This window comes from Lysobacter sp. Root76, from assembly GCF_001428685.1.
In the GTDB taxonomy this organism is placed as follows: Bacteria; Pseudomonadota; Gammaproteobacteria; order Xanthomonadales; family Xanthomonadaceae; genus Lysobacter.
Genome location: NZ_LMIK01000005.1, coordinates 655094 through 680503 on the forward strand (window position 1 = coordinate 655094; position 25410 = coordinate 680503).

General features: G+C 69.0%; 21 protein-coding genes. 12 read left to right on the forward strand and 9 right to left on the reverse strand.

What is annotated here, in order from left to right; genetic code table 11:
- The first annotated feature begins 227 nt into the window (after positions 1–227).
- The 4 genes from rodA (at position 228) to ASE10_RS10230 (ending at position 5680) form a co-directional block, all read left to right on the forward strand.
- Positions 228–1343 carry a rod shape-determining protein RodA gene (gene rodA, locus ASE10_RS10215; RefSeq protein WP_055908261.1) on the forward strand — a complete coding sequence of 372 codons (1116 nt, stop codon included), beginning with the start codon at positions 228–230 and terminating at the stop codon, positions 1341–1343.
- A gap of 341 nt (positions 1344–1684) precedes the next feature.
- On the forward strand, positions 1685–2848 hold the full coding sequence (gene mltB, locus ASE10_RS10220) for a lytic murein transglycosylase B (RefSeq protein WP_056304821.1): 1164 nt from the start codon (positions 1685–1687) through the stop codon (positions 2846–2848).
- A complete protein-coding gene (locus ASE10_RS10225; protein ID WP_055908265.1) occupies positions 2845–4236 on the forward strand; it encodes a septal ring lytic transglycosylase RlpA family protein in 1392 nt (463 codons plus the stop codon). Before mltB ends, ASE10_RS10225 begins: the two co-directional genes overlap by 4 nt.
- Before the next feature lie 211 nt (positions 4237–4447).
- Positions 4448–5680 carry a D-alanyl-D-alanine carboxypeptidase family protein gene (locus tag ASE10_RS10230; protein WP_055908268.1) on the forward strand — a complete coding sequence of 411 codons (1233 nt, stop codon included), beginning with the start codon at positions 4448–4450 and terminating at the stop codon, positions 5678–5680.
- Positions 5681–5887: 207 nt separating this feature from the next.
- Here ASE10_RS10230 and ASE10_RS10235 read toward each other — a convergent pair whose 3' ends face one another.
- The gene (locus ASE10_RS10235; RefSeq protein WP_055908271.1) at positions 5888–6421 is read right to left on the reverse strand and encodes a transposase; all 534 of its coding nucleotides are present in this window, start codon (positions 6419–6421) and stop codon (positions 5888–5890) included.
- Between the two features lie 167 nt (positions 6422–6588).
- Positions 6589–6792, reverse strand: a complete 204-nt coding sequence (locus ASE10_RS10240; protein ID WP_055908273.1) for a hypothetical protein — start codon at positions 6790–6792, stop codon at positions 6589–6591.
- Positions 6793–6873: 81 nt separating this feature from the next.
- On the opposite strand from ASE10_RS10240, the gene ASE10_RS10245 reads away from it, so the two are divergent.
- The 5 genes from ASE10_RS10245 to ASE10_RS10265 all read left to right on the forward strand — a co-directional run bounded on the left by ASE10_RS10245 (position 6874) and on the right by ASE10_RS10265 (position 12549).
- Positions 6874–7152: a DUF493 family protein gene (locus ASE10_RS10245; protein WP_055908276.1), complete on the forward strand. Its 279-nt coding sequence runs from the start codon at positions 6874–6876 to the stop codon at positions 7150–7152.
- Positions 7152–7832 (forward strand): lipoyl(octanoyl) transferase LipB, encoded by a 681-nt coding sequence (gene lipB, locus ASE10_RS10250; RefSeq protein ID WP_157480901.1) that lies wholly within the window; start codon positions 7152–7154, stop codon positions 7830–7832. Before ASE10_RS10245 ends, lipB begins: the two co-directional genes overlap by 1 nt.
- A 187-nt stretch (positions 7833–8019) precedes the next feature.
- Entirely contained in the window at positions 8020–9048 is a 1029-nt protein-coding gene (lipA, locus tag ASE10_RS10255) for a lipoyl synthase (RefSeq protein WP_055908282.1), read from the forward strand.
- Between the two features lie 300 nt (positions 9049–9348).
- Positions 9349–11535, forward strand: coding sequence for a carboxy terminal-processing peptidase (locus ASE10_RS10260; RefSeq protein WP_156087546.1), 2187 nt, complete (start codon positions 9349–9351; stop codon positions 11533–11535).
- 168 nt (positions 11536–11703) lie between these two features.
- A complete protein-coding gene (locus tag ASE10_RS10265) occupies positions 11704–12549 on the forward strand; it encodes a methylated-DNA--[protein]-cysteine S-methyltransferase (protein WP_235565887.1) in 846 nt (281 codons plus the stop codon).
- 320 nt (positions 12550–12869) lie between these two features.
- Here the strand turns inward: ASE10_RS10265 and ASE10_RS10270 are convergent, their stop codons facing one another.
- Complete coding sequence (locus ASE10_RS10270; protein ID WP_055908289.1) at positions 12870–13370, reverse strand: Lrp/AsnC family transcriptional regulator; 501 nt, start codon at positions 13368–13370, stop codon at positions 12870–12872.
- A gap of 90 nt (positions 13371–13460) precedes the next feature.
- Here ASE10_RS10270 and ASE10_RS10275 point away from each other — a divergent pair, with 90 nt between their 5' ends.
- The 3 genes from ASE10_RS10275 (at position 13461) to rarD (ending at position 16021) form a co-directional block, all read left to right on the forward strand.
- A complete protein-coding gene (locus ASE10_RS10275; protein WP_055908292.1) occupies positions 13461–14009 on the forward strand; it encodes a GNAT family N-acetyltransferase in 549 nt (182 codons plus the stop codon).
- Positions 14010–14174: 165 nt separating this feature from the next.
- Positions 14175–15113 (forward strand): drug/metabolite exporter YedA, encoded by a 939-nt coding sequence (yedA, locus tag ASE10_RS10280; RefSeq protein WP_055908295.1) that lies wholly within the window; start codon positions 14175–14177, stop codon positions 15111–15113.
- Positions 15110–16021, forward strand: coding sequence for an EamA family transporter RarD (rarD, locus tag ASE10_RS10285; RefSeq protein WP_055908298.1), 912 nt, complete (start codon positions 15110–15112; stop codon positions 16019–16021). The genes yedA and rarD overlap by 4 nt, the downstream gene beginning before the upstream one ends.
- A gap of 190 nt (positions 16022–16211) precedes the next feature.
- Here rarD and ASE10_RS10290 read toward each other — a convergent pair whose 3' ends face one another.
- The 6 genes from ASE10_RS10290 to ASE10_RS10315 form a co-directional block, all read right to left on the reverse strand.
- Positions 16212–17519, reverse strand: coding sequence for an ABC transporter permease (locus ASE10_RS10290; protein ID WP_055908301.1), 1308 nt, complete (start codon positions 17517–17519; stop codon positions 16212–16214).
- A 12-nt stretch (positions 17520–17531) separates the two neighbouring features.
- A complete protein-coding gene (locus ASE10_RS10295; RefSeq protein ID WP_055908304.1) occupies positions 17532–18689 on the reverse strand; it encodes an ABC transporter permease in 1158 nt (385 codons plus the stop codon).
- 141 nt (positions 18690–18830) lie between these two features.
- A complete protein-coding gene (locus tag ASE10_RS10300) occupies positions 18831–19520 on the reverse strand; it encodes an ABC transporter ATP-binding protein (protein WP_055908307.1) in 690 nt (229 codons plus the stop codon).
- A 41-nt stretch (positions 19521–19561) separates the two neighbouring features.
- The gene (locus ASE10_RS10305) at positions 19562–20851 is read right to left on the reverse strand and encodes an efflux RND transporter periplasmic adaptor subunit (protein ID WP_055908310.1); all 1290 of its coding nucleotides are present in this window, start codon (positions 20849–20851) and stop codon (positions 19562–19564) included.
- A 161-nt stretch (positions 20852–21012) separates the two neighbouring features.
- The gene (locus ASE10_RS10310; RefSeq protein ID WP_055908313.1) at positions 21013–22884 is read right to left on the reverse strand and encodes a Calx-beta domain-containing protein; all 1872 of its coding nucleotides are present in this window, start codon (positions 22882–22884) and stop codon (positions 21013–21015) included.
- 454 nt (positions 22885–23338) lie between these two features.
- Positions 23339–25360: a CshA/CshB family fibrillar adhesin-related protein gene (locus tag ASE10_RS10315; protein WP_055908316.1), complete on the reverse strand. Its 2022-nt coding sequence runs from the start codon at positions 25358–25360 to the stop codon at positions 23339–23341.
- Between the last annotated feature and the right edge of the window lie 50 nt (positions 25361–25410).

The following is a 25410-nucleotide window of genomic DNA, read 5'->3' on the forward strand; positions in this document are numbered from 1 at the left end:
AGCGCGGAAGCGCTGGCGCGCGAGGCCGCCAAGGGCCACGCCAACGCGCCGACCTTGAATGCGCGCCGCGATGCCTCGGCGACGCAGGCGCATGCGACTCCTGCGGCCGCGGCGACCGCGCCGGGGCCAGGCGCCGCGGCTGACGCGCGCCGCGCGCCGCCCCTGCCTGCGCCCGCGAGCGCCGCGCCGCGCCCGCGGAACCCCGCACCGCCGCCGGAGCCGCGCCGGTGAGGCAGATCCTGCGTTGGTTGTTCGACCTGATCGCGCGCGCGCTGCGCACCGTCGATCTGCCCATGCTGGGCGCGCTGCTGGCGCTGATGGCGATCGGCCTGGCGGTGCTGTACAGCGCCGGCGACCACTCCATGCGCATGGTGCTGGCGCAGGGCTCGCGCTTCGCGGTCGGCCTGGCGGCGATGTGGGCGCTGTCGCGCATGCCGACCTCGCAGCTGCGCAACTGGACCCCATTGGTCTACGGCGTCTCGCTGCTGCCGCTGCTGCTGGTGCTGGCGATCGGCACCGGCAAGCACGGCCGCCACTGGATCGACCTCAAGGTCTTCTATTTCCAGCCCGCCGAGCTGCTCAAGCTGAGCCTGCCGATGATGGTGGCCTGGTACCTCAACCGCCAGGCGCTGCCGCCGCGTTTGTTCTCGGTGCTGGTCGCCGGCGTGGTGATCGCGGTGCCGACCCTGCTGATCCTGCTCCAGCCCGACTTCGGCACGGCGATGCTGGTCGGCATCAGCGGCGCATTCGCCTTGTACCTGGCCGGACTGCCGTGGTGGTGGTTCGGCGCGGCCTTCGGCGGGGTCGCGGCGGTCGCGCCGGTGGCCTGGTTCTGGCTGCTGCGGCCGTACCAGAAGGACCGCATCCTGACCTTCCTCAACCCCGAGTCCGATCCGCTGGGCACGGGCTGGAACATCATCCAGTCCAAGATCGCGATCGGCGCCGGCGGCATGACCGGCAAGGGCTGGCTGCAGGGCTCGCAGTCGCACCTGAACTACCTGCCCGAACACACCACCGATTTCATCTTCGCCGTGCTCAGCGAGGAATTCGGCTGGCTGGGCGTGGCCGTGGTGCTGAGCCTGTACCTGTTCGTGGTCGGGCGCTGCCTGTGGATCGCGGCCGAGGCCCGCGACGGCTATTCGCGCCTGATCGCCGGCGCGCTGGGCCTGGCGTTCTTCGTCTACGTGATCGTCAACGGCGGCATGATCGCCGGCCTGCTGCCGGTGGTCGGCGTGCCGATGCCGCTGCTGAGCTACGGCGGCACCTCGGCGGTCTCGCTGCTGGCCGGCCTGGGCGTGGTGATGGCGGTGCGCGCGCATCGGCCGGTGCACGGGGGGCGGTAAGGGGAAAGCGGCCCTCATCGGGTAAAGCGGCCCTCATCCGCCCTTCGGGCACCTTCTCCCGCAAGCGGGAGAAGGGGGAAGCATCGGCGCTTGCAGATGGAAGCATCGGCGCTTGCAGGCGGAAGCACCGGTGCTCTCAACGGAAGCAGCGGCGCTCTCCGACGGAAGCAGCGGTGCTCTCAATAGCCCCTCTCCCGCTCGCGGGAGAGGGGTTGGGGTGAGGGCCGCTCCAAAACTCCCCCGTCTTCCCGCGCCGATTAAGCAACAAAACCTGACTATCGGCCGCGATCTTCACGAATTCACGGTTTTGGCCCCTGTTTTCGCGTGCTACCCTCGCGGCGATGATTCGACGCCCCGACACCGTACGCCGCGCCGCGATTGGCGCGCTCACTCTCGCTCTGGCGGCTTGCGCCACCCAGGCGCCGCCCCCGACTGCCGCCCAGCTCCAGCCGCCGCCGCCGATCGCTGCAGCGTCGACCGTCAAGCCCGATCCGCTGGCGCATCTGCCGCCGCCGGTGGTGCCGATGCCGATCGAGCAGGCCCGCGCCGCGTTCGTGCGCGATACCGCCGCCAAGTATTCGATCGACCCGGCCTACATCGAATCGGTGCTGGCCAAGGCGCAGATCCGCGACAGCATCGTCGCGGCGATGTCGCGTCCGGCCGAGGCCAAGCCCTGGCGCGACTACCGCCCGATCTTCGTCACCCAAAAGCGCATCGACGGCGGCCGCGCCTTCCTGGCCGAACACCGCGAGCAACTCGTGCGGGTCGAAGCGCAGACCGGCGTGCCGGCGGAAATCATCGTCTCCATCATCGGCGTCGAAACCAGCTTCGGCGGCAATACCGGCAGCTACCCGGTGATCGACGCGCTGTACACCCTGGCGTTCGCGTACCCGCGCAGCGGCGACCCGGCCAAGGCCGAGCGCGAGAACCGCCGCGAGGCCTTCTTCCGCGACGAGCTCGGCCAGCTGTTCGCGATGGGCAAGGAAACCGGGCTCGACGTGGCCAGCCTGACCGGCAGCTACGCCGGCGCGATGGGCTGGGGCCAGTTCATGCCCTCCAGCTACCGCCAGTACGCGGTCGACGGCGACGGCGACGGCAAGAAAGACCTGTTCACCGATCTCGACGACGTGTTCGCCTCGGTCGCCAACTACTTCGTCAAGAAGGGCGGCTGGGTGCGCGGCGGTCCGATCGTGGTGCGCGCCAACCGCGACGCCACCGCGTTGGACTTCAAGCCCGACAACATGGATCCCATCATTCCGCTCAGCGACCTGGCCGCGCGCGGCTATCGCCCGCTGGGCACGGTCGCGCCGACCGAAACGGCGACCTTGCTGAACCTGGAAGGCGTCGCCGGGCCGGAGTATTGGCTCGGCTTCCGCAACTTCTACGCGATCACCCGCTACAACATCTCCGCCCACTACGCGATGGCGGTGTATCAGTTGTCCGAGGCGATCGCCGGACGGGAGAACCCCTTGGCCACGAACAGCACCGGACAGCCTCCGGCATGAAGCGGCTGATCGCCGCGATCCTGCCCCTGGCCCTGGTGGCCTGCGCTAGCGCCCCCAGGAAACCCGCTTCCCAGTCGGTCGCCTTGCCCGACCGCGGCGGCGTCGGCCGCAGCAATCTGCCGCCGTCGCAAGGACGCAAGAAGTCGCCGTACGCGCCGGCCCAGGAAGACATGGGCAAGCGCGGCAACTACACCGCCGGCGGCCTGTACGCGCCGGGCCAGCGCGACAGCACGCCCGACCACGTGCCCGACGTCGACGCGATTCCCGAACCCGAGATCACCGCCGAGCCGCGCTCGCGTTTCGGCAACCGTTCGCCGTACACCGTGTTGGGCAAGACCTACCGCGTGCTCGACAACCACGACGACTACGTCGAGACCGGCACCGCGTCCTACTACGGCCAGAAATTCCACGGCCGCCGCACTTCCAACCTGGAGGTGTACGACATGTACGCCTTCACCGCCGCGCACAAATCGCTGCCGCTGCCGAGCTTCGCCCGCGTCACCAACCTCGACAACGGCAAGTCGGTGACCGTGCGCGTCAACGACCGCGGCCCGTTCCACGACGGCCGGGTGATCGATCTCAGCTACGCGGCGGCGGTCAAGCTGGGCATCACCCAGCGCGGCACCGGCCGGGTCGAGGTGCGCGCCCTGCATCCGGGCGATGCGCCGCCGCCGGCCTACGCCCGCGCCGCCAACAACCCGCCGCCGGCCGTTGCGGCCACGCCGGCCGCAGCGCCGCCCAGCGCGATCGATCGGCTGGTGTCGGCGATGCCGGTCGCCAGCGCCGCCGCGAGCGAACTGCCGCCGGGCGCGCGCATCGCCACCGGCAAGCCGGCCGCTGCCGTGGCCGCGACGCCGGGCGGCGACTATCGCTTCGACATGATGCAGAACGGCAAGGCCATGAGCGCCGACGAGTTCGAGCTGTGGATGAAGTCGCGCCAGGTCCGCGTCGCCACCGGCAAGGCCGTGCGCATCGAGTCGGCGCCGCCGCGCAAACTCAGCCGCGCCGAACGCCGCGCGCTGGAAAAACGCCAGAAGGCCGAGGCGGTCGCCGCCGCCGCGCTGCCGGCGCCGCCCAAGGCGCCGCCGCCGCCGACTCCGGCCAAGGCCGCGACCGTGGTCGCCGCCGCCATCGAACGCAATGCCGTGCCGCGCGACGGCGACGTGACCCTGCAGGTCGCCAGCTTCAGCGCGCGCAGCAACGCCGACCGCGCTCTGGGTATGCTCAAGAGCGCCGGCATCGACGATGCCCGTCTGCTCGACGGCGACGCCAACGGCCAGAAGGTCTGGCGCCTGCGCGTGGGCCCCTTGCAGGCCGCCGCGGCGCCGGAACTTGCCGCGCGCATCGTCGGTCTGGGGTTCGGACAACCGCAGCGCGTGCGCGACTGAGCGCGCAGGAGCTACATCTCGCTCCGGATGCGTCCGGAGCTGCGCGGGGCAGGACGTCCCGCCGTCGATCGCGGCCCGGGACGGCCGCGTCGAACAGACGGGGAGGGCGCAGGCCCGGCCCCGCCGATCTGGAACGCCCCGGACGGGCGGCTCCAGCGCAGAATTCCCAGCCCAGGCCGGCACGAGACCGGCTCCCCGGAGTAGTAGAACGATGAAAGCCCGCTTCACCCCCCGCGCTGCGGCGCTCGCCGCGCTGACCGCCGCCTGCCTGGTCACGACCACCGCCGGCCTGGTCTTCGCGCAGTCGCCCGTTCCGAAGCCCGCCGCGGCCCTGCCGCCGGCCAGCGATTCGCTGCCGGTGCCGCCGCCGCCGGCGATCAAGGCCAGCGCCTGGGTGCTGATGGACGCCGCCAGCGGCAACGTGCTCGCCGGCGAGAACATCGACACCCGGGTCGAGCCGGCCAGCATCACCAAGGTCATGACCAGCTACGTGATCGCCGCCGAGCTCAAGGGCGGCAAGGTCAAGGACACCGACCAGGTGATGATGACCGAGAACGCCTGGCGCAAGGGCGGCGCGGCCACCGACGGCAGCTACTCCGGCTTCGAGGTCAACAAGACCGCGCCGCTGGTCGACATGGAAAAGGGCATGGTGGTGCAGTCCGGCAACGACGCCGCGATCGCCCTGGCCGAGCACGTCGCCGGCAGCGAGGATGCCTTCGCCGCGCTGATGAACCAGTACGCCGCGCGCATCGGCATGAAGAACTCGCACTTCATGAACCCGCACGGCCTGTCGCAGGAAAACCACTACTCGACCGCGCGCGATCTGGCCCTGCTCGGGCGTGCGCTGATCCACGACTTCCCGGTCGCGTACTCGTACAACAAGATCAAGGAACTCAAGGTCGGCCCGATCCTGCAGTCCAACCGCAACCGGCTGCTGTGGCGCGACCCCTCGGTCGACGGCATCAAGACCGGCCACCACTCCGGCGCCGGCTACTGCCTGATGGGCTCGGCCCTGCGCGGCGACCAGCGCCTGATCTCGGTGGTGATGGGCTCGACCTCGGACGATCAGCGCACCGTCGACAGCCAGGCGCTGCTGAACTGGGGCTTCCGCTTCTACGAAACCCACCGTCTCTACGACGCCGGCAAGGCCATCGCCAAGCAGAAGGTCTGGAAGGGCACGGCCGACGAAGCCCAGCTCGGCGTCGCCGAGCCGCTGCTGGTCACGGTGCCGCGCGGCAAGTACGCCCAGCTCAAGCCGAGCATGGACGTCAGCAAGACCCTGGTCGCCCCGATCAAGAAGGGCCAGGCCGTGGGCACGGTCAAGGTCGTGCTGGACGGCAAGGTCATCGCCCAGCGCCCGCTGGTCGCGCTCAACGCGATCGAAGAGGGCGGCTTCTTCAAGCGCCTGTGGGACGAGTTCTGGATGTGGTGGGAGTCGGAATAAACGGCTCGCGCACCGCAGCGTGAATCAGGAAAGGCCGGCGCAAGCCGGCCTTTTCCGTTGCGGCGCCGCGCGCGCGAGTTCCGATGCCGATTCCTGGCCGATTCCTGTAGGAGCGGCGTGAGCCGCGACCGCGCGCTCGCGCTGGCGACGTCCCTCCCGACTCACCCTCGTAGGATGTGGTGAGCACAGCGAACCGCATCGCCCACGTCACTCCCCAAACGACCGCCTCCCGAAATCCCGCGCCACGCCCCAATCGATGGGATAGACGCCGCTACGAACGTAACGATGAAAACTCGAATACGGCCAATCCTTCGCCGTCATCACCAAACCGTGCTTCACCGGGTTGTAGTGGATGTAGTCGCAGTGTGCATTCAGATCGGCCTGATCGCGGATCAGATGGTCCCAGAAGCGTCGCTGCCAGATTCCGCGCTCCCCGCGCCCGCTGCGACTCGTCGATCGTCGTTCCAGCCGGGGTAACCGCCGTGCGAATCCGGCCTTGATCAGGCCCCAGCGCAGGCCGATACCGGTGTCGTCCGGCGGCAGCGTCCATACGGCGTGGAGATGATCGGGCAGCACCACCATCGCCTCGATCCGGAAGGGATGGCGCGTCTTGACCGCCGCAATCACGCTGCGAAGCAGTTCGACGCGTTCGATCAGCAGTCGATTGTCGCCACGCAGGGCGAGGTTGGTGGTGAAGAACCAAGTCGCGCCGGGCGCGAACGGGCGGCGATAGCGGGTCATCGTCCTGGCTCGAAGTGAGTGAGCTCAGGGTGGTAGCTGCGATGCGCTTTCGGTATCCGGAAAAGGCGTGTTCGAGGGTGGGGGAAGTCTGACGTGAGAGGGGAGGGTGATGCGGTTCGCTACGCTCACCACATCCTACGGTTGGCATGGTGGCGATCGGGCGCGCCCTAAAACCGCAAAAAATACGGAATCGCTGCCAGCCCGGCCCCGATCAGCACCATCGCCCAGTTGTTGGACACGAAATAGGGGAACACCATCAGCCCGAGCCCGCACAGCAGCGGCACCGGGGCGCCCTGGCGCTTGCCGTAGATGAAGTAACCCAGGCCGATCGAGCCGAACAGCAAGCCCCACCAGAGCGACGCTGTATTCATCTGCTGTGACTCCTGCAACCGGTGCCTGAGCGCATCCTACGCCGGGTTGGGTTCGGGCTCCCGCGGACCCATAATCGACGCATGAACATCAACTCCGACAACCCCGATCACGGCTTCCAGTTCCCCGGTACGTTCGAGCTCAGCGCCATGGGCTCGGCCGAGGCCGGGCTGGAGCGCGAGCTGCCGCAGCTGCTGATCGGCGCCGGCATCGAAGTCGAGGCCGAAACCATCCAGTGGAAGCACTCGGCCAGCGGCAAGTACGTGTCGGTACGGATCAGCTTCCGCGCCGTCAGCCGCGAGCAGTACGACCTGGCCCACCAGGTCCTGCGCGAGCATCCGGAAGTGAAGTGGACGCTGTAATCGACGCGGTCGCGGCGGTGCTGGGCGGCGCTGGGCGCCTGCCGGCCGCGCAACTGCGCGATCTCGGCCGCCAGCCCTACGAGCCGGTCTGGCGTGCGATGCAGGCCTTCACCGACGCCCGCGACGCCGAGACCCCCGACGAGCTGTGGCTGGTCGAGCACGACCCGGTGTTCACCCTGGGCCAGGCCGGCAAGGACGAGCACGTGCTGATGCCGGGCGACATCCCGGTGCTGCACGTCGACCGCGGCGGCCAGGTGACCTACCACGGCCCCGGCCAGATCGTGCTGTACCCGCTGCTGGACCTGCGCCGGCTCAAGGTCGGCGTGCGCGAGTACGTGGACCGGATCGAGCAGGCGGTGATCGACACCCTGGGCGAATGGAACATTGAGGGCGGCCGCCGCGACGGCGCACCCGGCGTCTACGTCGCCGGGGCCAAGGTCATGGCCCTGGGCATCCGGGTCCGCCGCGGCTGCACCTTCCACGGCCTGGCCTTCAATATCGCCATGGACCTGTCGCCCTACCAGCGCATCAATCCCTGTGGTTACCAGGGGTTGCAGGTGACCTCGGTGGTAGACTTGGGCGGCCCGTCCGGGCTGGATGCGGTCAAGCCGGTCCTGGTCGACCACCTGGCCCGGCAGTTCGGCCTGACGGTGGAAACCGCCGAGCCGTTGAGCTTCTGATTGCCCTCTCCTGTCCTCGGGAAGGGGTGTTCGATCCCCTTCTCCCGCTAGCGGGAGAAGGGGCCCGAAGGGCGGATGAGGGCCCGCGAATCCGCCAGCCGCCGCGAAACCCGCGGTGCCCGCCCTCAGCCCAACCCTCTCCCGCCAGCGGAAGAGGGAGCCAAACGACAAGAGTCCACGCAGCGCCATGACCGATCCCGCCTCCAAGACCATCCCGCTCACGGTAGTCAGCGGTAGCGACGCGCCGGCGGTGCTGCAGTCGACCACCATGACGCCCGGTGCGAAGCAGCTCGGCGGCGACAAGATCAACCGCTCGCCGGTGCAGTTCGTCGACGCCCCGGTGCTGCGCAAGCCGTCCTGGATCCGCGTTCGCATCCCCTCGGGCAACTCGGTCGCCCAGCTCAAGGCCAAGCTGCGCGAAAACCGCCTGGTCACGGTCTGCGAAGAGGCCAGCTGCCCGAACATCCACGAGTGCTTCAGCCACGGCACCGCGACCTTCATGATCCTGGGCGAGGTCTGCACGCGCCGCTGCTCGTTCTGCGACGTCGCCCACGGCCGGCCGAAGCCGCCGGACGCGAGCGAGCCGGCCAACCTGGCCCGCACCGTCGCCGACATGGGCCTGAAGTACGTGGTCATCACCAGCGTCGATCGCGACGACCTGCGCGACGGCGGCGCCCAGCACTTCGTCGACTGCATCGCCGCGGTCCGCAGCGAGAGCCCGCGCACCAAGATCGAGATCCTCACGCCCGACTTCCGCGGCAAGGGCCGCATGGAGCGCGCGCTGGAGATCCTGAACACCAACCCGCCGGACGTGTTCAACCACAACGTCGAGACCGTGCCGGACCTCTACAGCAACGTGCGCCCGGGCGCCGACTATCAGTGGTCGCTGACCCTGCTGCAGAAGTTCAAGGCCCAGCACCCGGAGGTCGCGACCAAATCCGGCATCATGCTCGGCCTGGGCGAGACCATGGAGCAGGTGCAGGCCACGCTGCGCGACCTGCGCGCGCACGACGTCGACATGATCACCATCGGCCAGTACCTGCAGCCGACCCCGCACCACCATCCGGTGCTGCGCTACTGGACCCCGGACGAGTTCAAGGAACTCGAGCTCTACGGCATGGCGCTGGGCTTCACCCATGTCGCCTCGGGCCCGCTGGTGCGCTCGTCCTACCACGCCGACCGCCAGGCGATCGAAGCCGGCTTCGCCGCCGCCTGAGTGCGCCAACCGGCCGATTTCGTACGGCCGCAAGCCGCGGCCGGGCTCGCCGATGGCCGAATGCCCGCCGTCGGGCCGCGACCGATCGAGCTGCCGACAGCTGGTCCGGCGTGCCGGCGTAACGCCCGGCTAACGCCCCGCTAACCCCCGTCGTCGCGAACCTGAACGCCATTCGCCCCCGGATGCCCGAAACCCTTACTGCCGCGCGTGACAGGCACGGCAACTTTCGGCACTGTGGGCTTGTCCAATCCCGCTACATCCTCGACGCCTAGGCCAAGCTCGGCCATGAAGACCCCCGCGATGACCGCCAAGACCACTCTGCTCGCTTTCCTGCTGACCGCCCCGCTCGCGCTGCTCGCGCGTGCCGATGCCGGCGGCGCCCCGAACGCGTTGGCCAACGCGCCGACCGCCGACCAGGCCACCGCCGCCAAGCTCGTGTACGGCGTGCTGTCCGACAGTCGCTACGCCTACCGGCCGCGCGCGCTCGACGACACCCTGTCGGCCGACATGCACAAGCGTTATCTCGAATCGCTGGACGCGGGCAAGCAGTACTTCACCGCCCAGGACATCGCCAAGTTCGATGCCTACAAGACCAAGCTCGACGACGCCATCCGCGGCGGCGACCTGAGCCCGGCCTACGCGATCTTCGCCACCTTCAAGCAACGCGTCGACGAGCGGGTGAACTACGCGCGCGCGCTGCTCAAGCAGGACATCTTCAGCTTCGAAGGCAACGACCGCTTCGAATACGACCGCGAGAAAGCGCCGTGGCCCGCCGACACCGCCGCGCTCGACGCGCTGTGGAAGCAGTCGGTGCGCAACGACTGGCTGCGCCTGAAGCTGGCCGGCAAGAAGCCCGAAGACATCCGCAAGACCCTGGACAAGCGTTACCAGAATCTCGCCAAGGGCTTCTCCGAGCTCAAGAGCGAAGACGTGTTCCAGACCTTCGTCAACAGCTACGCCAACGCGATCGATCCGCACACCGACTACTTCACGCCCAAGTCGGCCGACAACTTCAACATGACCATGTCGCTGTCGCTGGAAGGCATCGGCGCGGTGCTGCAGAAGCAGGACGACGTGGTCGCGATCCGCGAGATCGTGCCCGGCGGTCCGGCCGGCAACTCCGGCAAGATCAAGGTCGGCGACCGCGTGGTCGCGGTCGGCCAGGGCGACAGCGGCGCGATGGAAGACGTGATCGGCTGGCGCATCGACGACGTGGTCGCCAAGATCCGCGGCGCCAAGGGCACCAAGGTGCGCCTGGACGTGATTCCGGCCGAAGCCGGCCTGGACAGCAAGCCCAACCGCCTGGTGCTGGTGCGCGACAAGGTGCGCCTGGAAGACCAGGCCGCCAAGTCCGAAATCATCACCATCCCGGCCACCGGCGACGCCCCGGCCAAGCGCATCGGCGTGATCAAGCTGCCGGGCTTCTATCAGGACTTCGAAGGCCGCCGCAAGAACAGCACCGACTACGCCTCGGCCACCCGCGACGTCAGCAAGCTGCTGACCAAGCTGCGCGCCGACAAGATCGACGGCGTGGTCCTGGACCTGCGCTACAACGGCGGCGGTTCGCTGGACGAAGCCATCGAGCTCACCGGCCTGTTCATCGACCGCGGCCCGGTGGTGCAGGTGCGCCAGTCCGGCGGCCGTATCGAGGTCAACGGCGACGACGATTCCGGCATCGCCTGGGAAGGTCCGCTGGCGGTGCTGATCAACCGCGGTTCGGCCTCGGCCTCGGAAATCTTCGCCGGCGCGATCCAGGACTACGGCCGCGGCCTGGTCATCGGCGAGACCACCTTCGGCAAGGGCACCGTGCAGAACATGCTCGACCTCGACCGCTGGCCGGCCAACGAAGGCCCGCGCTTCGGCCAGGTCAAGCTGACCATCGCCCAGTTCTTCCGCGTCAGCGGCGGCTCGACCCAGAACAAGGGCGTGGTGCCGGACCTGTCGTTCCCGGCCTCGGTCGACGCCAGCGAATACGGCGAGAGCACCTACGACAACGCGCTGCCGTGGACCAAGATCGCCGCGGTGCCGCACGTGCGCTACGGCAACTTCGCGCCGCTGCTGCCCAAGCTGTCGGCGTTGCACGACAGCCGCGTCGCCGGCGACAAGGAATTCCAGTGGTGGTCGCAGGACGTGACCGAGTTCCGCGAGGAACGCGCCAAGAAGTCGATCACGCTCAACGAGGCCGAGCGCCGCGCCGAGCGCGACCGCGACGACAGCAAGCGCAAGCAGCGCCAGGCCGAGCGCAAGACCATGGGCCTGGACCTGGATCCGCTGGCCGACGACAACGGCGACGACGGCCTGCAGTCCAGCGAGCGCAACCTGGCTCAGGAAGTCGCGCGCGAGAAGGCCGCCGAAAAGCGTCCGGACCCGCTGTTGCGCGAATCGGCCTCCATCCTGGCCGACGCGGTGCGCCTGCTCAACGACGATCGCCAGCTGTCGGCGCAGGTGCTCCCGACCGCGAGCAAGCCGGGGCATTGGGCCGACTGAGCCTGCTGCACGGCGTATCGACAGGGCGCGTTCCTTCGGGGCGCGCCTTCGTCGTTTTTGGCCACCGCAGCGACGTCCCGGCCCGGCCTGAGCGGGTGCTGACGCGGGCCGGGGCTGGGGTGCAAGAATCGGATATCGCGCCTGCGCAGGCGGCCGTACCCTGAGGCCATGAACGCCATGACCCCGATCCGCGATCTCACACCAGTCGACAAACTGGACCACGCCCGCGCCCTGCTCGATGCCGGCGAGCCGACCCTGGCCGACCTGGCCGCGGCGGTCGGCATCAGCGCCTCGCACCTGCAGCGCCGCTTCACCGCGCGCTTCGGGATCAGCCCGGCCGAGTACCTGGCGCAACGCAAGCTGGGCACGCTGAAGTCGGCGCTGCGCGAAGGCAGCGACGTCAGCGCAGCGCTCTACGACGCCGGCTACGGTTCGCCCTCGCGCGTGTACGAGGGCGGCGCGGCGCGCCTGGGGATGACCCCGGCACGTTACCGCGCCGGCGGCGCCGGCGAGCAGATCCGCTGGAGCCTGGCGCGCACCGCGCTGGGTACCGCCCTGGTCGCGACCACCGAACGCGGCGTGTGCATGGTCGAGCTGGGCGACGACGCGGTGGCGCTGGAGGCCAAGCTGCGCGCCGAGTTTCCGCAGGCGCAGCTGGAACGCGTCGACGCCGGCCGCGACGAATTCCTGGCGCCGCGCCTGCGCGCGGTCGCCGATACCCTCGGCGGCCAGGCCCATGCGGTGCCGGTGGACCTGTTGGGTACCGCGTTCCAGAAAAAAGTCTGGGACGCGCTGATGAAGATTCCGGCCGGGCAGACCCGCAGCTATGCCCAGGTCGCCGAGCAGATCGGCGCGCCGGGCAGCGCACGCGCGGTCGCGCGCGCCTGCGCCGGCAACCGGGTCGCGGTGGTCGTGCCCTGTCATCGTGTGGTGCGCGGCGACGGTTCGCTGGGTGGGTATCGCTGGGGGCTGCCGCTGAAGGAGAAGTTGCTGCAGCGCGAGCGGGCGGCTTGAGATGTAGGGTGGGGTGAGCCGCAGGCGCATCGCGTCCTGCGAACGTCGGTGCCGCGGCATTGCGGCATGACGGGTAAAGCGATCGCGGCTTACGCCGCTCCCACAGGAAGCGCGCGGCTTGTTTCGCGAACGCGGTATGGTCGTACTCGCGCTGGCGCGCTGAGGGTGCGGTCGCGGCTCACGCCGCTCCTACCCCAAAGCCGCGCCTTCCGCGGAAGCGGCGTGAGCCGCGAAAGCCGTGCTTCCTGTGGGAGCGGCGTGAGCCGCGATCGCGACACTCGCTCGCCGGCGCGATTGGCGCTTGCCCAGCTCCGCCGTCCTCAGCGCCGCTTGCGTGTCGCCTTCGGCGCATCGCGCGTCGGCAGCTCCAGCCCGAGCTTGACCACGTCGAACACCAGATGGGTTTCGTAGCGCTTGATGTTGCCTTCGTCCAGGAACAAGCGCTCCGCGACCTGGCGGAAATGGGCGACGCCGGTGGTAGCCAGGATCACCAGATAGTCCCATTGCCCGGCCAGCACGTAGCACTGCTGCACCTCGGGCGCGGCGCGCATGCGCGCGTAGAACGCGGCGTGGCGGCTCGCCGATTCGCGCTCCATCGTCACCCACACCGCGGCCAGCGTGCTGCCCAGGGCGATCGGATCGAGCAGCGCGACTTGGCGGAGCAGGCCGTGCTTGCGGTAGCCGGTGAGGCGGCGCTGGACCGCGCTGGGCGACAGTCCGATCGCGTCGCCGAGCGCGGTCAGGGTGGCCGAGGCGTCGCGCTGCAGCAGCCCCAGCAATTTGTGGTCGAGTTCGTCGAGGGCGAGGGGAGGGCGGGCCATGCAAAAATTTTGCGTTCAAGCGGGCAAATTTTCAATCGCCTGTCTGCCCTCGCGGATAGTCTGAATGGGTCGAACCACCCGAAGAGCCGCATGCAGCGCCTCGCCCCCACCGCTCCCCCAGTCCGCGCCGGCGTCGAGCGTTACGGGGTGCGCGTCGCCTCGCGCGCGGATATCGCCGCCATCCACGCCCTGATCCGCGAGCACGGTCCCAGCCCGTGGAACTACCTCGCCGAGCCTGCGCTGTCCGCACACCTGCGCGCGATCGGCGACGGCGTGGACGCGGTATTGGCCAGCCTGGACGACGTGCCGGTCGCGGTGGCGACCTACGCCGTCAGCGACGACTTCGCCTGCTACCAGAGCGCCGGCCGCGCGCGCGCGCGCCACGGCCACATCGGCGAGGTGGTCGTGCATCGCGAGCATCGCGGCGCCGGTCTCGGTGCGCACTTGCTGCGCGAGGCGGTCGCGCAGTTGCGCGCGCGCGGCCTGCGCGAGTGCTATGCCGAACGACACGAAGAGAACGCGGGTTCGGCTGGCATGATGCGCAAGGCCGGTTTCGTCGTGGTCGACGCCTTCCACGACCCCATGCGCCGCAACGTCGGCAGCTGCCGCACCGCGGTCTGCGTGCACCGATCCCGCTGACACCGATCCAAATGACACCGATTCAACCGACACAGATCCAACCGACACAGATCCAACCGACACAGATCCAACCGACACAGATCCAACCGACACAGATCCAACCGACACAGATCCAACCGACACAGATCCGCTCCCCCCCCTTCCTCCCCTCGGAACCACAACCGCATGAGCGCCGCCTCACCCACCGCAGCAAGACTGGCCCCCGGCGCGATCGCGGTCGCGTTCGCCCTGGCATCGGTCTACATCCTGTGGGGCTCGACCTACCTCGCCATCCGTTTCGCCCTGGAGAGCTATCCGCCCTTCATCCTGGGCGCGCTGCGCATGTTCGTCGCCGGCGCGCTGATGTACGCCGTGCTGCGCTGGCGCGGCACCGCGCCGCCGACCCGCAAGCAATGGCGCACGCTGTGGCTGCTGTCGATCTGGATGGTGCTGCTGTCCAACGGCCTGGTGAACCTGGCCGAGACCGAAGTCGGCTCCGGCCTGGCCGCGATCGCGGTCGCGTCGATGCCGCTGTTCGCCGGCGTATTCGCGATGCTGCGCGGCCGCCATCCGTCGAAGATCGAATGGATCGGGCTGGTGATCGGCTTCCTCGGCGTGATCTGGCTCAACGCCGGCAGCGCCTTGTCGGGCTCCACGCTGGGACTGGTCTGCCTGATCATCGCGCCGATCGCCTGGGCGTGGGGCTCGATCTGGAGCCGCGACCAGGACCTACCGTCGCCGTTCATGGCCGCCAGCGCGCAGATGCTGACCGGCAGCGTGTGGATGCTGGGCGCGGCCGCGATCACCGGCGAGCGCATGAGCGCGATGCCCAGCGCCGGCGCCACCGGCGCGCTGCTGTACCTGGTCGTGGCCGGCTCGATCTTCGGCTTCACCGCCTACATCTGGCTGCTGCACCACGTGCGTCCGGCGCTGGCGACCAGCTACGCCTACGTCAATCCGCCGATCGCGGTGCTGTTCGGCGCCCTGCTCGCGGGCGAGCGCTTCAGCTCGCACGACCTGGGCGCGATGGCGGTGATCCTGGTCGGCGTGGTCATCATCACCTTGGCCAAGGCGCGCGCTGCGCGTGCGCCGGTGGTGCCGGCCCCGAACGAGCCGCCGGCATGACCCCGGCGCAGGCGGAAGGGCGGCGCGGTCTGTGGATCGCCGCCGCCTCGTTCGTGCTGTGGGGCCTGATGCCGCTGTACTGGCATCTGCTCAAGGCGGTGCCGTCGCTGCAGATCGTCGGCCACCGCATCGTCTGGAGCGCGGCCATGGTCGCGGCCTGGCTGTCGTGGAAGCAGGGCGGCGAGTGGTTGCGCGGCGTGCTCGCGCAGCCGCGCAAGGCGGCGATGCTGGCGCTCAGCGGCGTGCTGATCGCATTCAATTGGGGCCTGTACATCTGGGCGGTCAATGCCGGCCACGTGATCGAGACCAGCCTGGGCTACTTCATCAATCCGCTGGTCAACGTGGTCTTGGGCGTGGCCCTGCTGCACGAGCGCATGAACCGGGTGCAGTGGCTGTCGGTGGCGATGGCCGCGGCCGGCGTGGGCTGGCTGACCTGGCAGTACGGGCAGGCGCCGTGGATCGCTATAGGTTTGGCGCTGTCGTTCGCCGCCTACGGGTTGATCCGCAAACTGGTCGCGGTGGAAGCGGTGACCGGCCTGGGCATCGAAAGCGTCTACCTGTTCCTGCCCGCGCTGGGCGTGCTGCTGTGGAGCGAGAGCCACGGCCTGGGCGGCTTCCTCGGCGGCTGGGGCCTGGGCCTGGACCTGATGCTGATCCTCGCCGGCGCGCTGACCGCATTGCCGCTGATCGGCTTCGCCTACGCGGTGCGGCGGGTGCCGTTGTCGGTGGTCGGGCTGATGCAGTACATCGCGCCGACCCTGCAGTTCCTGATCGGCGTGCTGGTGCTGCACGAACCCTTCGACCGCTCGCGCCTGATCGGCTTCGTGTTCATCTGGATCGGCTTGCTGGTCTTCGCCGGCGAAGGGCTGTGGCGCTCACGGCGGCAGGCGGCACTGGCGGCCGCATGAGCCGCTGCCCTGGGGTAGGAGCGGCGTAAGCCGCGACCCGGAGTTCCGACACGCGACGCCGGTTTCGCGGCGGCTGCGGATTCGCGGTCGCGGCTTACGCCGCTCCTACCCCAAGGCATGGCGTTGATGTCCCGCAAACGAACGAGGCGCCGCGAACGGCGCCTCGTCGTCTTGTTGCGATGGCCTTGGCTCAGGCCGCGCGCAAGGCTGTGGTCACCGGTAGGCGTGCCGCGCGCAGCGCCGGGAACAGGCCGCCGACCAGGCCGATGCCCAGCGCCCACTTCAGGCCGCTCCACAGCAGCTCCGGCGAGACCTTGAACTGGAACACCACCTGGCTGAAGTTGCTGCCCAGCGTCGACACCTGGTAGCCGTTGAAGATCAGCCAGGCCAGCCCCGCGCCGAGCAGGCCGCCCAGCAACGCCAGCAGCATGGTTTCCAGCATCACCGCGATCACCACCGGCACGCCGCGGAAGCCGAGCGCGCGCAGGGTCGCGATCTCGCGCGCGCGGCCGGACACCGCGGCGTACATGGTGTTGAGCGCGCCGAACACTGCGCCGATCGCCATGATGGTGCCGATGAAGATGCCCAGGACCTTGATGACCTTGGTAAGCACCTCGGACTGCTTGGCGTAGTAGTCGTGGGTGGTCTGCACGTCCAGCTTCAGGCGCGGGTCGGCCGCCAGCGCGCCCTTGAGCTGCTTGAAGCCGTCCTTGCCGGCCAGCTTCACCGTCACCGACTGGAACGAAGTGCGCTGGTAGGTCGAGGCCAGCACTTCGCCGTCGGCCCACAGTTCGGAGTCGTGCGAATCGCCGGCGGCGAAGATGCCGACCACGGTCCAGTTCTGGTTGGCCAGTTCGATCTGCTTGCCGATTTCCAGGCCGCGGAACTGCTTGGCCGCGCCCTGGCCGGCGATCAGTTCGCGCAGGCCTTCGCCGAACTTGCGGCCCTTCACGATCTTGACGTTGGGCCGCAGCGACCAGGCTTCGGCACCGACGCCGCGCAACTGCGCGTTGGCGTCGCTGCCGTCGCTGACGGTGGGCAGGTTGATCACCTGCGACAGTTCCGGCGAGACCTGGGCGCGGCCGTTGCCGTCCTTGGCGATGCCGGCCAGGGACGAGATCAGCGGCACCTGGTCGCGGGTGATGACCGAGTTGGTCTCGGCCTGCGAGCCGCCGCGCAGGATGATCGCAGTGTCGTCGCTGCCGGTCTGCTTGAGCGTGTTCTGGAAGCCTTCGCCCATCGCCAGCATCGCCACCAGCACGCCGACCACGCCGGCGATGCCGATCACGATCACCGAGGACGCGCCCCAGCGCTGCGGCAGGCTGGAGATGCCGACGCCGGCCACCGCCAGGGTCTGCTGGCCGCGCTTGGTCAGGAACAGCCACAGCAGCAACGCCGCGACCACGCCCAATACGCCGTACCACGGCAGGAATATCCACCCGACCAGTCCGACCGCCAGCAGCAGCGCGATCCCGATATTGACTAGAACTCTCTTCATCGCGATCTCTCCTTATCGGCCGGCCAGCGCATCGACGATCTTCAATCTCATGCCGCGCAGCGCGGGCAGGAGTCCGACAGCCACGCCGATCGCGATCATCAGGACCAAGCCCATGATCCAGGTCTGCGGCAGTACGGTCGGCAGCTGGATGGCGCCGCCGCTGACGGAGCTGATGAAAGGCATCAGCAGCGCCGCCAGGCCCAGGCCGATCACCCCGCCTATCACGATCAGCAAGGTCGACTCGGCCAGGACCAGGGCCAGCACGCTGCGGTCGCTGAAGCCGATGGTCTTGAGCACCGCCAGTTCCGGTATGCGCTCGCGCACCGCCTGGGCCATGGTGTTGCCGGTCAGCAGCAACAGGGTGAAGAACACCGCGCCCATGATCGCGCTGACGATCAGGCCGATGTCGGCGAACTGCTTGGCGAAGGACTGGTTGAAGGCCTGTTCGGTCTGGGTCTTGGTCTCGTGGTCGGAGTTCTCCGACAGCGCGTCGATGCCCTTGGCCACGCGCGTGGCCTGGTTCACATCGTCCAGCTTGACCATGTACCAGCCGACCCGGCTCTTGACGTAGTCGTTGGACTCGTCGAAGTACTTCCAGTGGAACCACAGCTGGTTCTCTTCGCCTTTGCGCTTGGCGTCCTTGATCTCGAAGATCGCGCGTATCTTCAGCGGCCAGTCGTTGCTGCCCTTGGTCGGGAAGATCGTGGCCTGCAAGGGGATGGTGTCGCCGATCTTCCAGCCATGGCGCTTGGCCAGCGAGGCGCCCACCACCGCGCCCTGGCGGTCGGCTTGCCAGGCCTTGATCTGATCGGCGGGCAAGGCGTATTCCGGATACAGCTCGAAATAGTTCGGGCTCACGGAGAAGTTCGGAAAGAAATTCTTCGGGTCCCGGTAGATGCCGCCGAACCAGGCCGCGTAAGCGACCTTCTTCACGCCCGGCTGGGATTCGATCTGGCTGAGCAGGTTGTAGGGCAGCATCTGGGTGATCGACAGGCGCGAGGCCACGACCAGGCGGTCGGCGCCGGCGACGCTGCCGCCGGAGTTGAACGCGACGCGGACCGAGTCGAGCGTGCCGAACAGCAGGAATGCGGTCACCACCGACAACAAGGTCAGCAGGGTGCGGGTCTTGCTTCGGAACAATGCGGCCCAGATCAGGTGCAGGTATTTCATGTCTGCTTTCCTTTAGGTGTTTCCTTCTCCGCGCGGGAGAAGTGGCTCAAGGGGCGGATGAGGATCCGGATGAGGTTCGAGCCGCGCCTATGCGCCGGCTGTCGCCTGCGTCCCTCTCCGGACGGAGAGGGCGTCCGGATCTCAATGCGCGCCGCCGTTGGCCGCGAGCGTGCCCTTGTCGAGATGGATCGTGCGGCGCGCATGGTCGGCGGCCTTGGGATCGTGGGTGACCATGACGATGGTCTTGCCGTGGTCGCGGTTGAGCGTCTGCAGCAGGGCCAGGATCTCCTCGGCCGACTGGCGGTCGAGATCGCCGGTGGGCTCGTCGCAGATCAGCAGGGTCGGATCGGACACGATCGCGCGCGCGATCGCCACGCGCTGCTGCTGGCCGCCGGACAGTTCGTTCGGGCGATGCTTGCCGCGCTCGGCCAGGCCGACCAGTTGCAGGGCGATCTCGGCATTGCGCTTGCGCTGGGAGGCGTTGAGCTTGGTCAGCAGCAGCGGCAGCTCGACGTTCTTCTGCGCGGTCAGGGTCGGCATCAGGTTGTAGAACTGGAACACGAAGCCGACGTGGTTGCTGCGCCATTGCGACAGCTGCCCCGCGCTCATGCGATCGATGCGCTGGTTCTCGATCTCGATCTCGCCGTCGCTGGGATTGTCCAGGCCGCCGATCAGGTTGAGCAGGGTGGTCTTGCCCGAGCCCGACGGACCCATCAGCGCGACGAAGTCGCCCTTGGGGATGTCGAGGTTGATGCCATGCAGCACTTCGACCTTTTCGGGGCCGCGCTGATAGGTCTTCTTGAGGTTGCGGATCGAAACCAGCGTATCCATCTTGGACTTCCTCGCGCGTAAATAAGGGAACGGCTTAGGGGTTATTCGTTGCTGGGGGCGGAATCGTCACTGGCAGAACCGTCACCGGCGGAACCGTCGCTCGCGGCCACGCGCACGCGCGCGCCGTCTTCCAGCGTTTCCGGCGGGGACAGCACGACGGTTTCGCCGCCGGACACGCCCTGGATCACTTCGCGGTCGTCGCCGAGGCTGCGGCCGAGCTTGAGCGCACGCTGCCGGACCTTGTCGGCCTCGACCACGAACGCCACATCGCCGCCGCCGCGCTGCACGATCGCCGCGGTCGGCACCAGCACGCCGGGCTTGGGCTGATCGGCCGCGACCGGCTTGGCCGCTTCCAGGAAGCTCACCCGCACGCCCATGTCGGGCACGATGCGCGGGTCCTTGGTCTTGAGCGCGATGCGCACCTTGACCGTGGCCTTGCCGCGATCGGCAGCCGGAATGATCGCGATCACTTCGGCCGGGATCTTCCAATCCTGATAGGCGTTGAGCGTGGCTTCGACCGGCATCTTCGGCTGCACCCGGCCGATGAAGGCTTCGCCGACGTCGACTTCGACCTCGAGCGAATCCATGTCGACGATGGTGCCGATGCCGGTGCGGGTGAAGCCGCCGCCGGCCGACAAGGGCGAGACGATTTCGCCCGGCTGCGCGGCCTTGGCCGTGACCACGCCGGCGAACGGCGCGCGCACGATGGTGTTGTCCACGCCCAGGTCGGCGATGCGCAGGCGGCCGCCGGCGACCTTGGCGTTGCGTTGTGCGGTCAGCAGCTGCGCGCGCAGCGAATCGCGTTGGGCCACGGCCTGGTCGTATTGCGAGCGCGCCACCAGTTGCTGCTTGACCAGCGTGCTCAGGCGGTTGGCGTTGAGCTCGGCTTCCTTGAGTTGCGCCTGCACGCGCACGGCATCGCTCTGCGCGGCGCCGAGCTGGGCGTCGGCCAGCGAGCGTTCGGCGTCGGCGTCGATCGGGTCGAGCGTGGCCATGATCTGGCCGGCTTCGACGCGCTGACCTTCCTCGATCATCACCTCGCGTACCTTGCCGGTGATCTTGGCCGAGACCGTGGCCATGCGCCGCGCGACCACGTAGCCGGTGGCGTCGAGCACCGAGGCACTGCCGCCGCCGCCGATGGCGACCGCGGTTGCGGTTTTGACTTCAGGCGCGGCGCTGCGGCCGAACACCGCCCAGCCGGCGACGCCGAGCACCGCGATCAGGCCGATCGCGCCCAGCGCGATCCACAGCCCGCGCCCCGGTCCCGAAGACGGCGGAGGCGCGCTCCGGTCTATGCGTAGTTCCTTTAACAGATCAGCCGATGCATTCATATGCGGACACTAGACGCGAAACAGCGGCTAGTGTGACCGCAGCCCGCCGCATGTGCCAACCTGCCGGAAGTCAGTTTCTGTCAGCAGTCGGCGAAGGCGCCAGCCGCGCCAAGACGGTACGTAACATCTTGTTACAGCTCGATACGCGCTCCCGGCCAGCGTCAGTAGGCCGCCGCATTCGGATCGAAGATCACCGGCACCAGCACGTTGACGCAGGCGCCGACCGGCAGATCGACACCGGAGATGGCGACCGTATTGCCGCCGATCGCGCCGCCGCTGGCGGGGCAGCCGCCGCCGCCGGTGCCGCTGCAGGTCCAGGGCGCGGTCAGGGTCACGCCGTTGGGCAGCGCGTCGTTGATGGTCGCGCCGGTGGCGCCGTCGGGACCGGTCGGGTTGCAGGCCTGCAAGGTGTAGGTCGTGGTCGCGCCCGGCGTGTAGGTGGTCGCGTTGCCGGTTTCGCTCTTGCTGATGGTCAGGTCGGCGCACATCGGATCGATCGCGGCGCTGGCGGTGTTGTTGGCGTTGCCGCCGGGTGCGGGCGTGACGTATCCGGCCTGCACCGCGGTGCCTTCGGCCAGCGGCGCGTTGGTCGCGATGCTGGCGTTGTTGCTGACCGCGGTGCATTGGGTCGCGCCCAGCGTGGCGTTGACGGTGTAGGTGACGAAGCCGCCGGCGGTGCCGCCGGTGCCGGCCGGCAAGCTCGCGTTGCCGGAGATCGCGCCGCTGCCGCTGGCCGCCGGACACACGCCGCCATTGCCGCCCGCGCAGGTCCAGGAGGCGAACGTCAAACCGGCGGGCACCGCGTCGGAGACCGTCGCGACCGCGTCGTGCGCCGTGAGATCGCCGAACGTCGGCTTGGCGGTGTTGTTGCGGTAGGTGACGGTGAACTGAGTGGTGCTGCCGGCGGGCGGCGTGGCATTGCCGCTGACGGTCTTGGTGGTCAGCAGGTCGACGTCGTTGTCGAGGATGGTGAGCGTGGCGGTGTTCTGCACCGTCGCGCTGCCGCAGGTGGTGGTCGAGGCCAGCGTGTAGGCGGCCGCGTCGGGCAGTACCTGCACCAGCACGGTTTCGTTGTCCTCGATCGTGCTGTCGTCGAGGACGGTGAGCGGAATCGGGAAACGGTTGTCGTCGTAGGTGCCGGCGGGAATCAGGACGTTGACGTTGGCGCCGGTGCTGTAGTCGCTGCCGGCGGTCGCGCTGCCGCCGGTGACGTTGACCAGCACGGTGATGCCGCCGGCCGGCACGGTGCCGGTGATGCGGATCGTCGGCACCGAGGGCACGGCCTGGCCTTCGCGGGTGGTGTAGGTGACCGGATCGAACTCCAGATAGGGGCGCAGGGTGATCTGGATATCGTCGAGGAAGTTGCCCGAACCGCTGCCGCCTACCGCCTGGAAACCCAGGTCATGGTTACCGCTGGTGCCGTTCCAGTTGAAGCTGCCCGAGTAGTCGGCCCAGCCGTTGCCGCCCGCGCCGACCGTGCAACCGATGTTGTCGATGCTGCCGCCGTCCACGCAGACCGGAGGGGCGCCGGCCAGCGTCGTGCTCGACAGCACCGCGACCGTGTTGGCCGTGCTGTCGACAGTGAAGTTCATGACGTCGGGCACGGTCGTGCTGTTGCGGCCGCGGTGGCTGAGTTTCCAGTCCACGCGTTCGCCGTTGGTCAGGCAGATGGTCTGCGACAGGCGCGAGGCGACGTAGGCGTTGAGTTCGGCGTGTTGGTTGCCGGCGCGGGGCGGTACGCCGCTGAAGTTGGGGCCGCGCCAGATCTCGATCGGGCCGGTGATCGCGCTGCCGCCGGGTTGGCCGGCGAGGCTGCAACTGCCGCTGACGAGATTGGAGGGGTGGTCGGTGTTCCAGCCCGGCACCACGCTGGAAGAGACGATCAGGTAGCAGCTGTTGCCGGTCAGTGCCGGCTGTTCGAAACCCAGATTGACGAAAGTGCGCTGCACCTGCGCTGCGGCGTCCGGTGCGAAAACGGCCGCGACCACGGCCAATCCCAGGGCGCCGAGACGGCGCGATGCGTGATCCAGCATTCCCTTCCTCCCTGACGTCCGCTGCCGGCGGGGGCAGCGAGCCTGTTCCAGCGCGGCCGTTGCGGGCCTCGCAGCGCGGTCGCGCTGCAAGGGATCACGTCACGGCCGCCTCGGCGCGGCCATCCCCGGTCGCGTCTTTTGACTTACTGATGCCACGCAATTTACACATTACTGGCGCGGGAGGGTGATCCATCGCGGTGGATCGGCGCCGTGGCCCGATTCAGCGGTCGGCTAATGGGAGAGAAGCGGACCGGCATCGAGACCTGCAGTAGCGGCCTGCAGGGGCCATCGGGTCAGGCTGCGCCCCGCGGGTGCCAGCGGGACGACCGCTGCGTCGGCAGCCTGGGAGGCGCGACGCGCAGGAGCGCGTCATCTCCATCGCATACGGCGACGAGCCATCGTCGCCGCCGCGTTGCCCGAGCCGATAGCGCGCGACGCGGTATCGGCGGTCGTATCAGTAGTTGCTGGGGTCGGCGCTGAAGCGCACCGGCACACTGACGTTGACGCAGGCGCCGACGGGCAGGTCGATGCCGGCGACCGCGACCGAGGTGCCGTTGGCCGCACCGCCGCTAGCCGGACAAATGCCGCCGCCGCTGCCGTTGCAGCTCCAGGGGCCGGTCAGGGTCACGCCGTTGGGCAGCGGATCGTTGACGGTCGCGCCGGTGGCGGCGTCGGGACCGGCGGTGTTGCAGGCCTGCAGGGTGTAGGTGCTGGTCGCGCCCGGAGTGAAAGCGGTGGCGCCGCCGATCTCGGACTTGGTGATCGTCAGGTCGGCGGTGACCAGGCGGTTGTTGTAGGTGCAGTTGATGTCGGCACGCGCGCGCAGCGCACTGCTCGGCACGGTCAGCACCGCGCCTGCGAGCGTGCCGAAGCTGGCCGGGTTGCCGGTGATCGCGGCATTGGCGTCGCTGCAGCTGGCACTGGCCGGCACCCAACCGGCGGGCACGGTCTCGGTGATCGTCACTGCGGTCGCGGGCGCGCTCACGTTGGCCGAGGCCGAGGTGGCCGGCGTCGCCGACGCGGTGGTGGTGACGGAGAACGCGGCGCTGCTCAGATTGGTCGCGGTGAAGTTGAAGGTGCCGGTCTGGGTTTGGCTAATCTTGCTGATGCGCAGGGTCGGAGTCAGCGCCGGCAGCACCAGGCGGTAGTCCTCGACTTCGCCGTCGGTCGACACCCCGGTCGGGTCGGCGACCGCGGCCAGGGTCGGCGCCAGGCGCAGGCGCATATAGCTGGTGCTCTGGGCGACGTAGCCGGTGCCGGTGGGCAGGGTCCAGGTCAGCGAGACGGTGTTGCTGCCGGAGGGACAGGTCCCGGCGTTGGAGGCTTCGCTGGCGTCGAACACGCCGTTGCCGTTGAAGTCGATCCAGCCGCGTAACCGCGCCGGACCGACGCAGGCGACGTTGGCGATGGTGTAGTTGCCGCCCGGCAGCGCGTTGGGCGCGGCCACGTTGGCATAGCCGGCGCCGAGCGGGCCGTTGGTCTTGGGCAGGGCGTCGACGTCGCTGCCGCCGACCGCGCCGGTGGCGTCGGAGTCGGGCTGCACGGTCGCGCCCAGGCGCGCGTTGTAGACCAGGGTCGCCAGGTTGGCCGGGTTGTTGAAGTTGACGCCGTTGGCCGCTACGCCGCCGGTCCAGGCCGAGTTGAGCACATGCGCGGCGATGCCGTAGCTGGTCGGGATCGCCTCGGAGAATTCCAGTTCCAGCACCGCGCCCACCGCGACCGCGGACACGCCGCCGCCGCGCGCGATCACGCGCGCGCCGGTGGCGCCGTCGACGAAACCGACCAGCGAGGGGCCGGCGCGCAGACTGGCGGTGGCGTTGCCTTCGCAACTGGTCTGCGGTGCGGTCGGGCCGTTGAAGCGCACTTCCTGCGGGGTGCCGGCGATCACGTTGACCGTGCTCGAACTGCCGCACTGCGAGATCTGGTCGATCACGCGCAGGGTGCCGCCGCTGGTCAGGCGCGCGGCCACGTATTCGCTGCCGCCGCTGGCTTCCGCATCGGCGAACACCAGGCCGGTCAACGCGAACGGCGCGCCGCCCAGGGTCGCCGAGCAGTTGAAGTTGAACTCGACCGTGGCGCCGCCGTTGACGCGCAGGCCCGCCGACAAGGTGTTCGGGTTGGCGCCGGTGCCGGGCTGGTTGCCGCCGATGTTGTACAGCTCGTCCAGGCCGTCGCCCTGCCAGCTGCCCGGCGTGTACACGAACAGCCCCTGGGTGCCGGCGGTGGTGGTCGCACCCGACAGGGTGCAGGTGATGTCGAGGCGGTTGGCCGTGGTCGCCGGCGTGCCGATGTTGAAGCCGCGGGTGATGGTCGCGCCGTTGTAGACGTCCTGGCCGTTGTTGCCCCAGTCGACCCAGAAGATGCGCGAGCGATGCACGCCGCTGCCGCCGGTGGCGAACTGCGCGTGCGCGAATTGCGGAAGCAGCGCGGCAGCAGCCAGCGCCAGCGTCAGAGCCAGACGTATCGTCGCTTTCACAAACTATCCCCGTTGAATGCCGGCGAGCGGCACGGGGCCGCGGTCGCCGG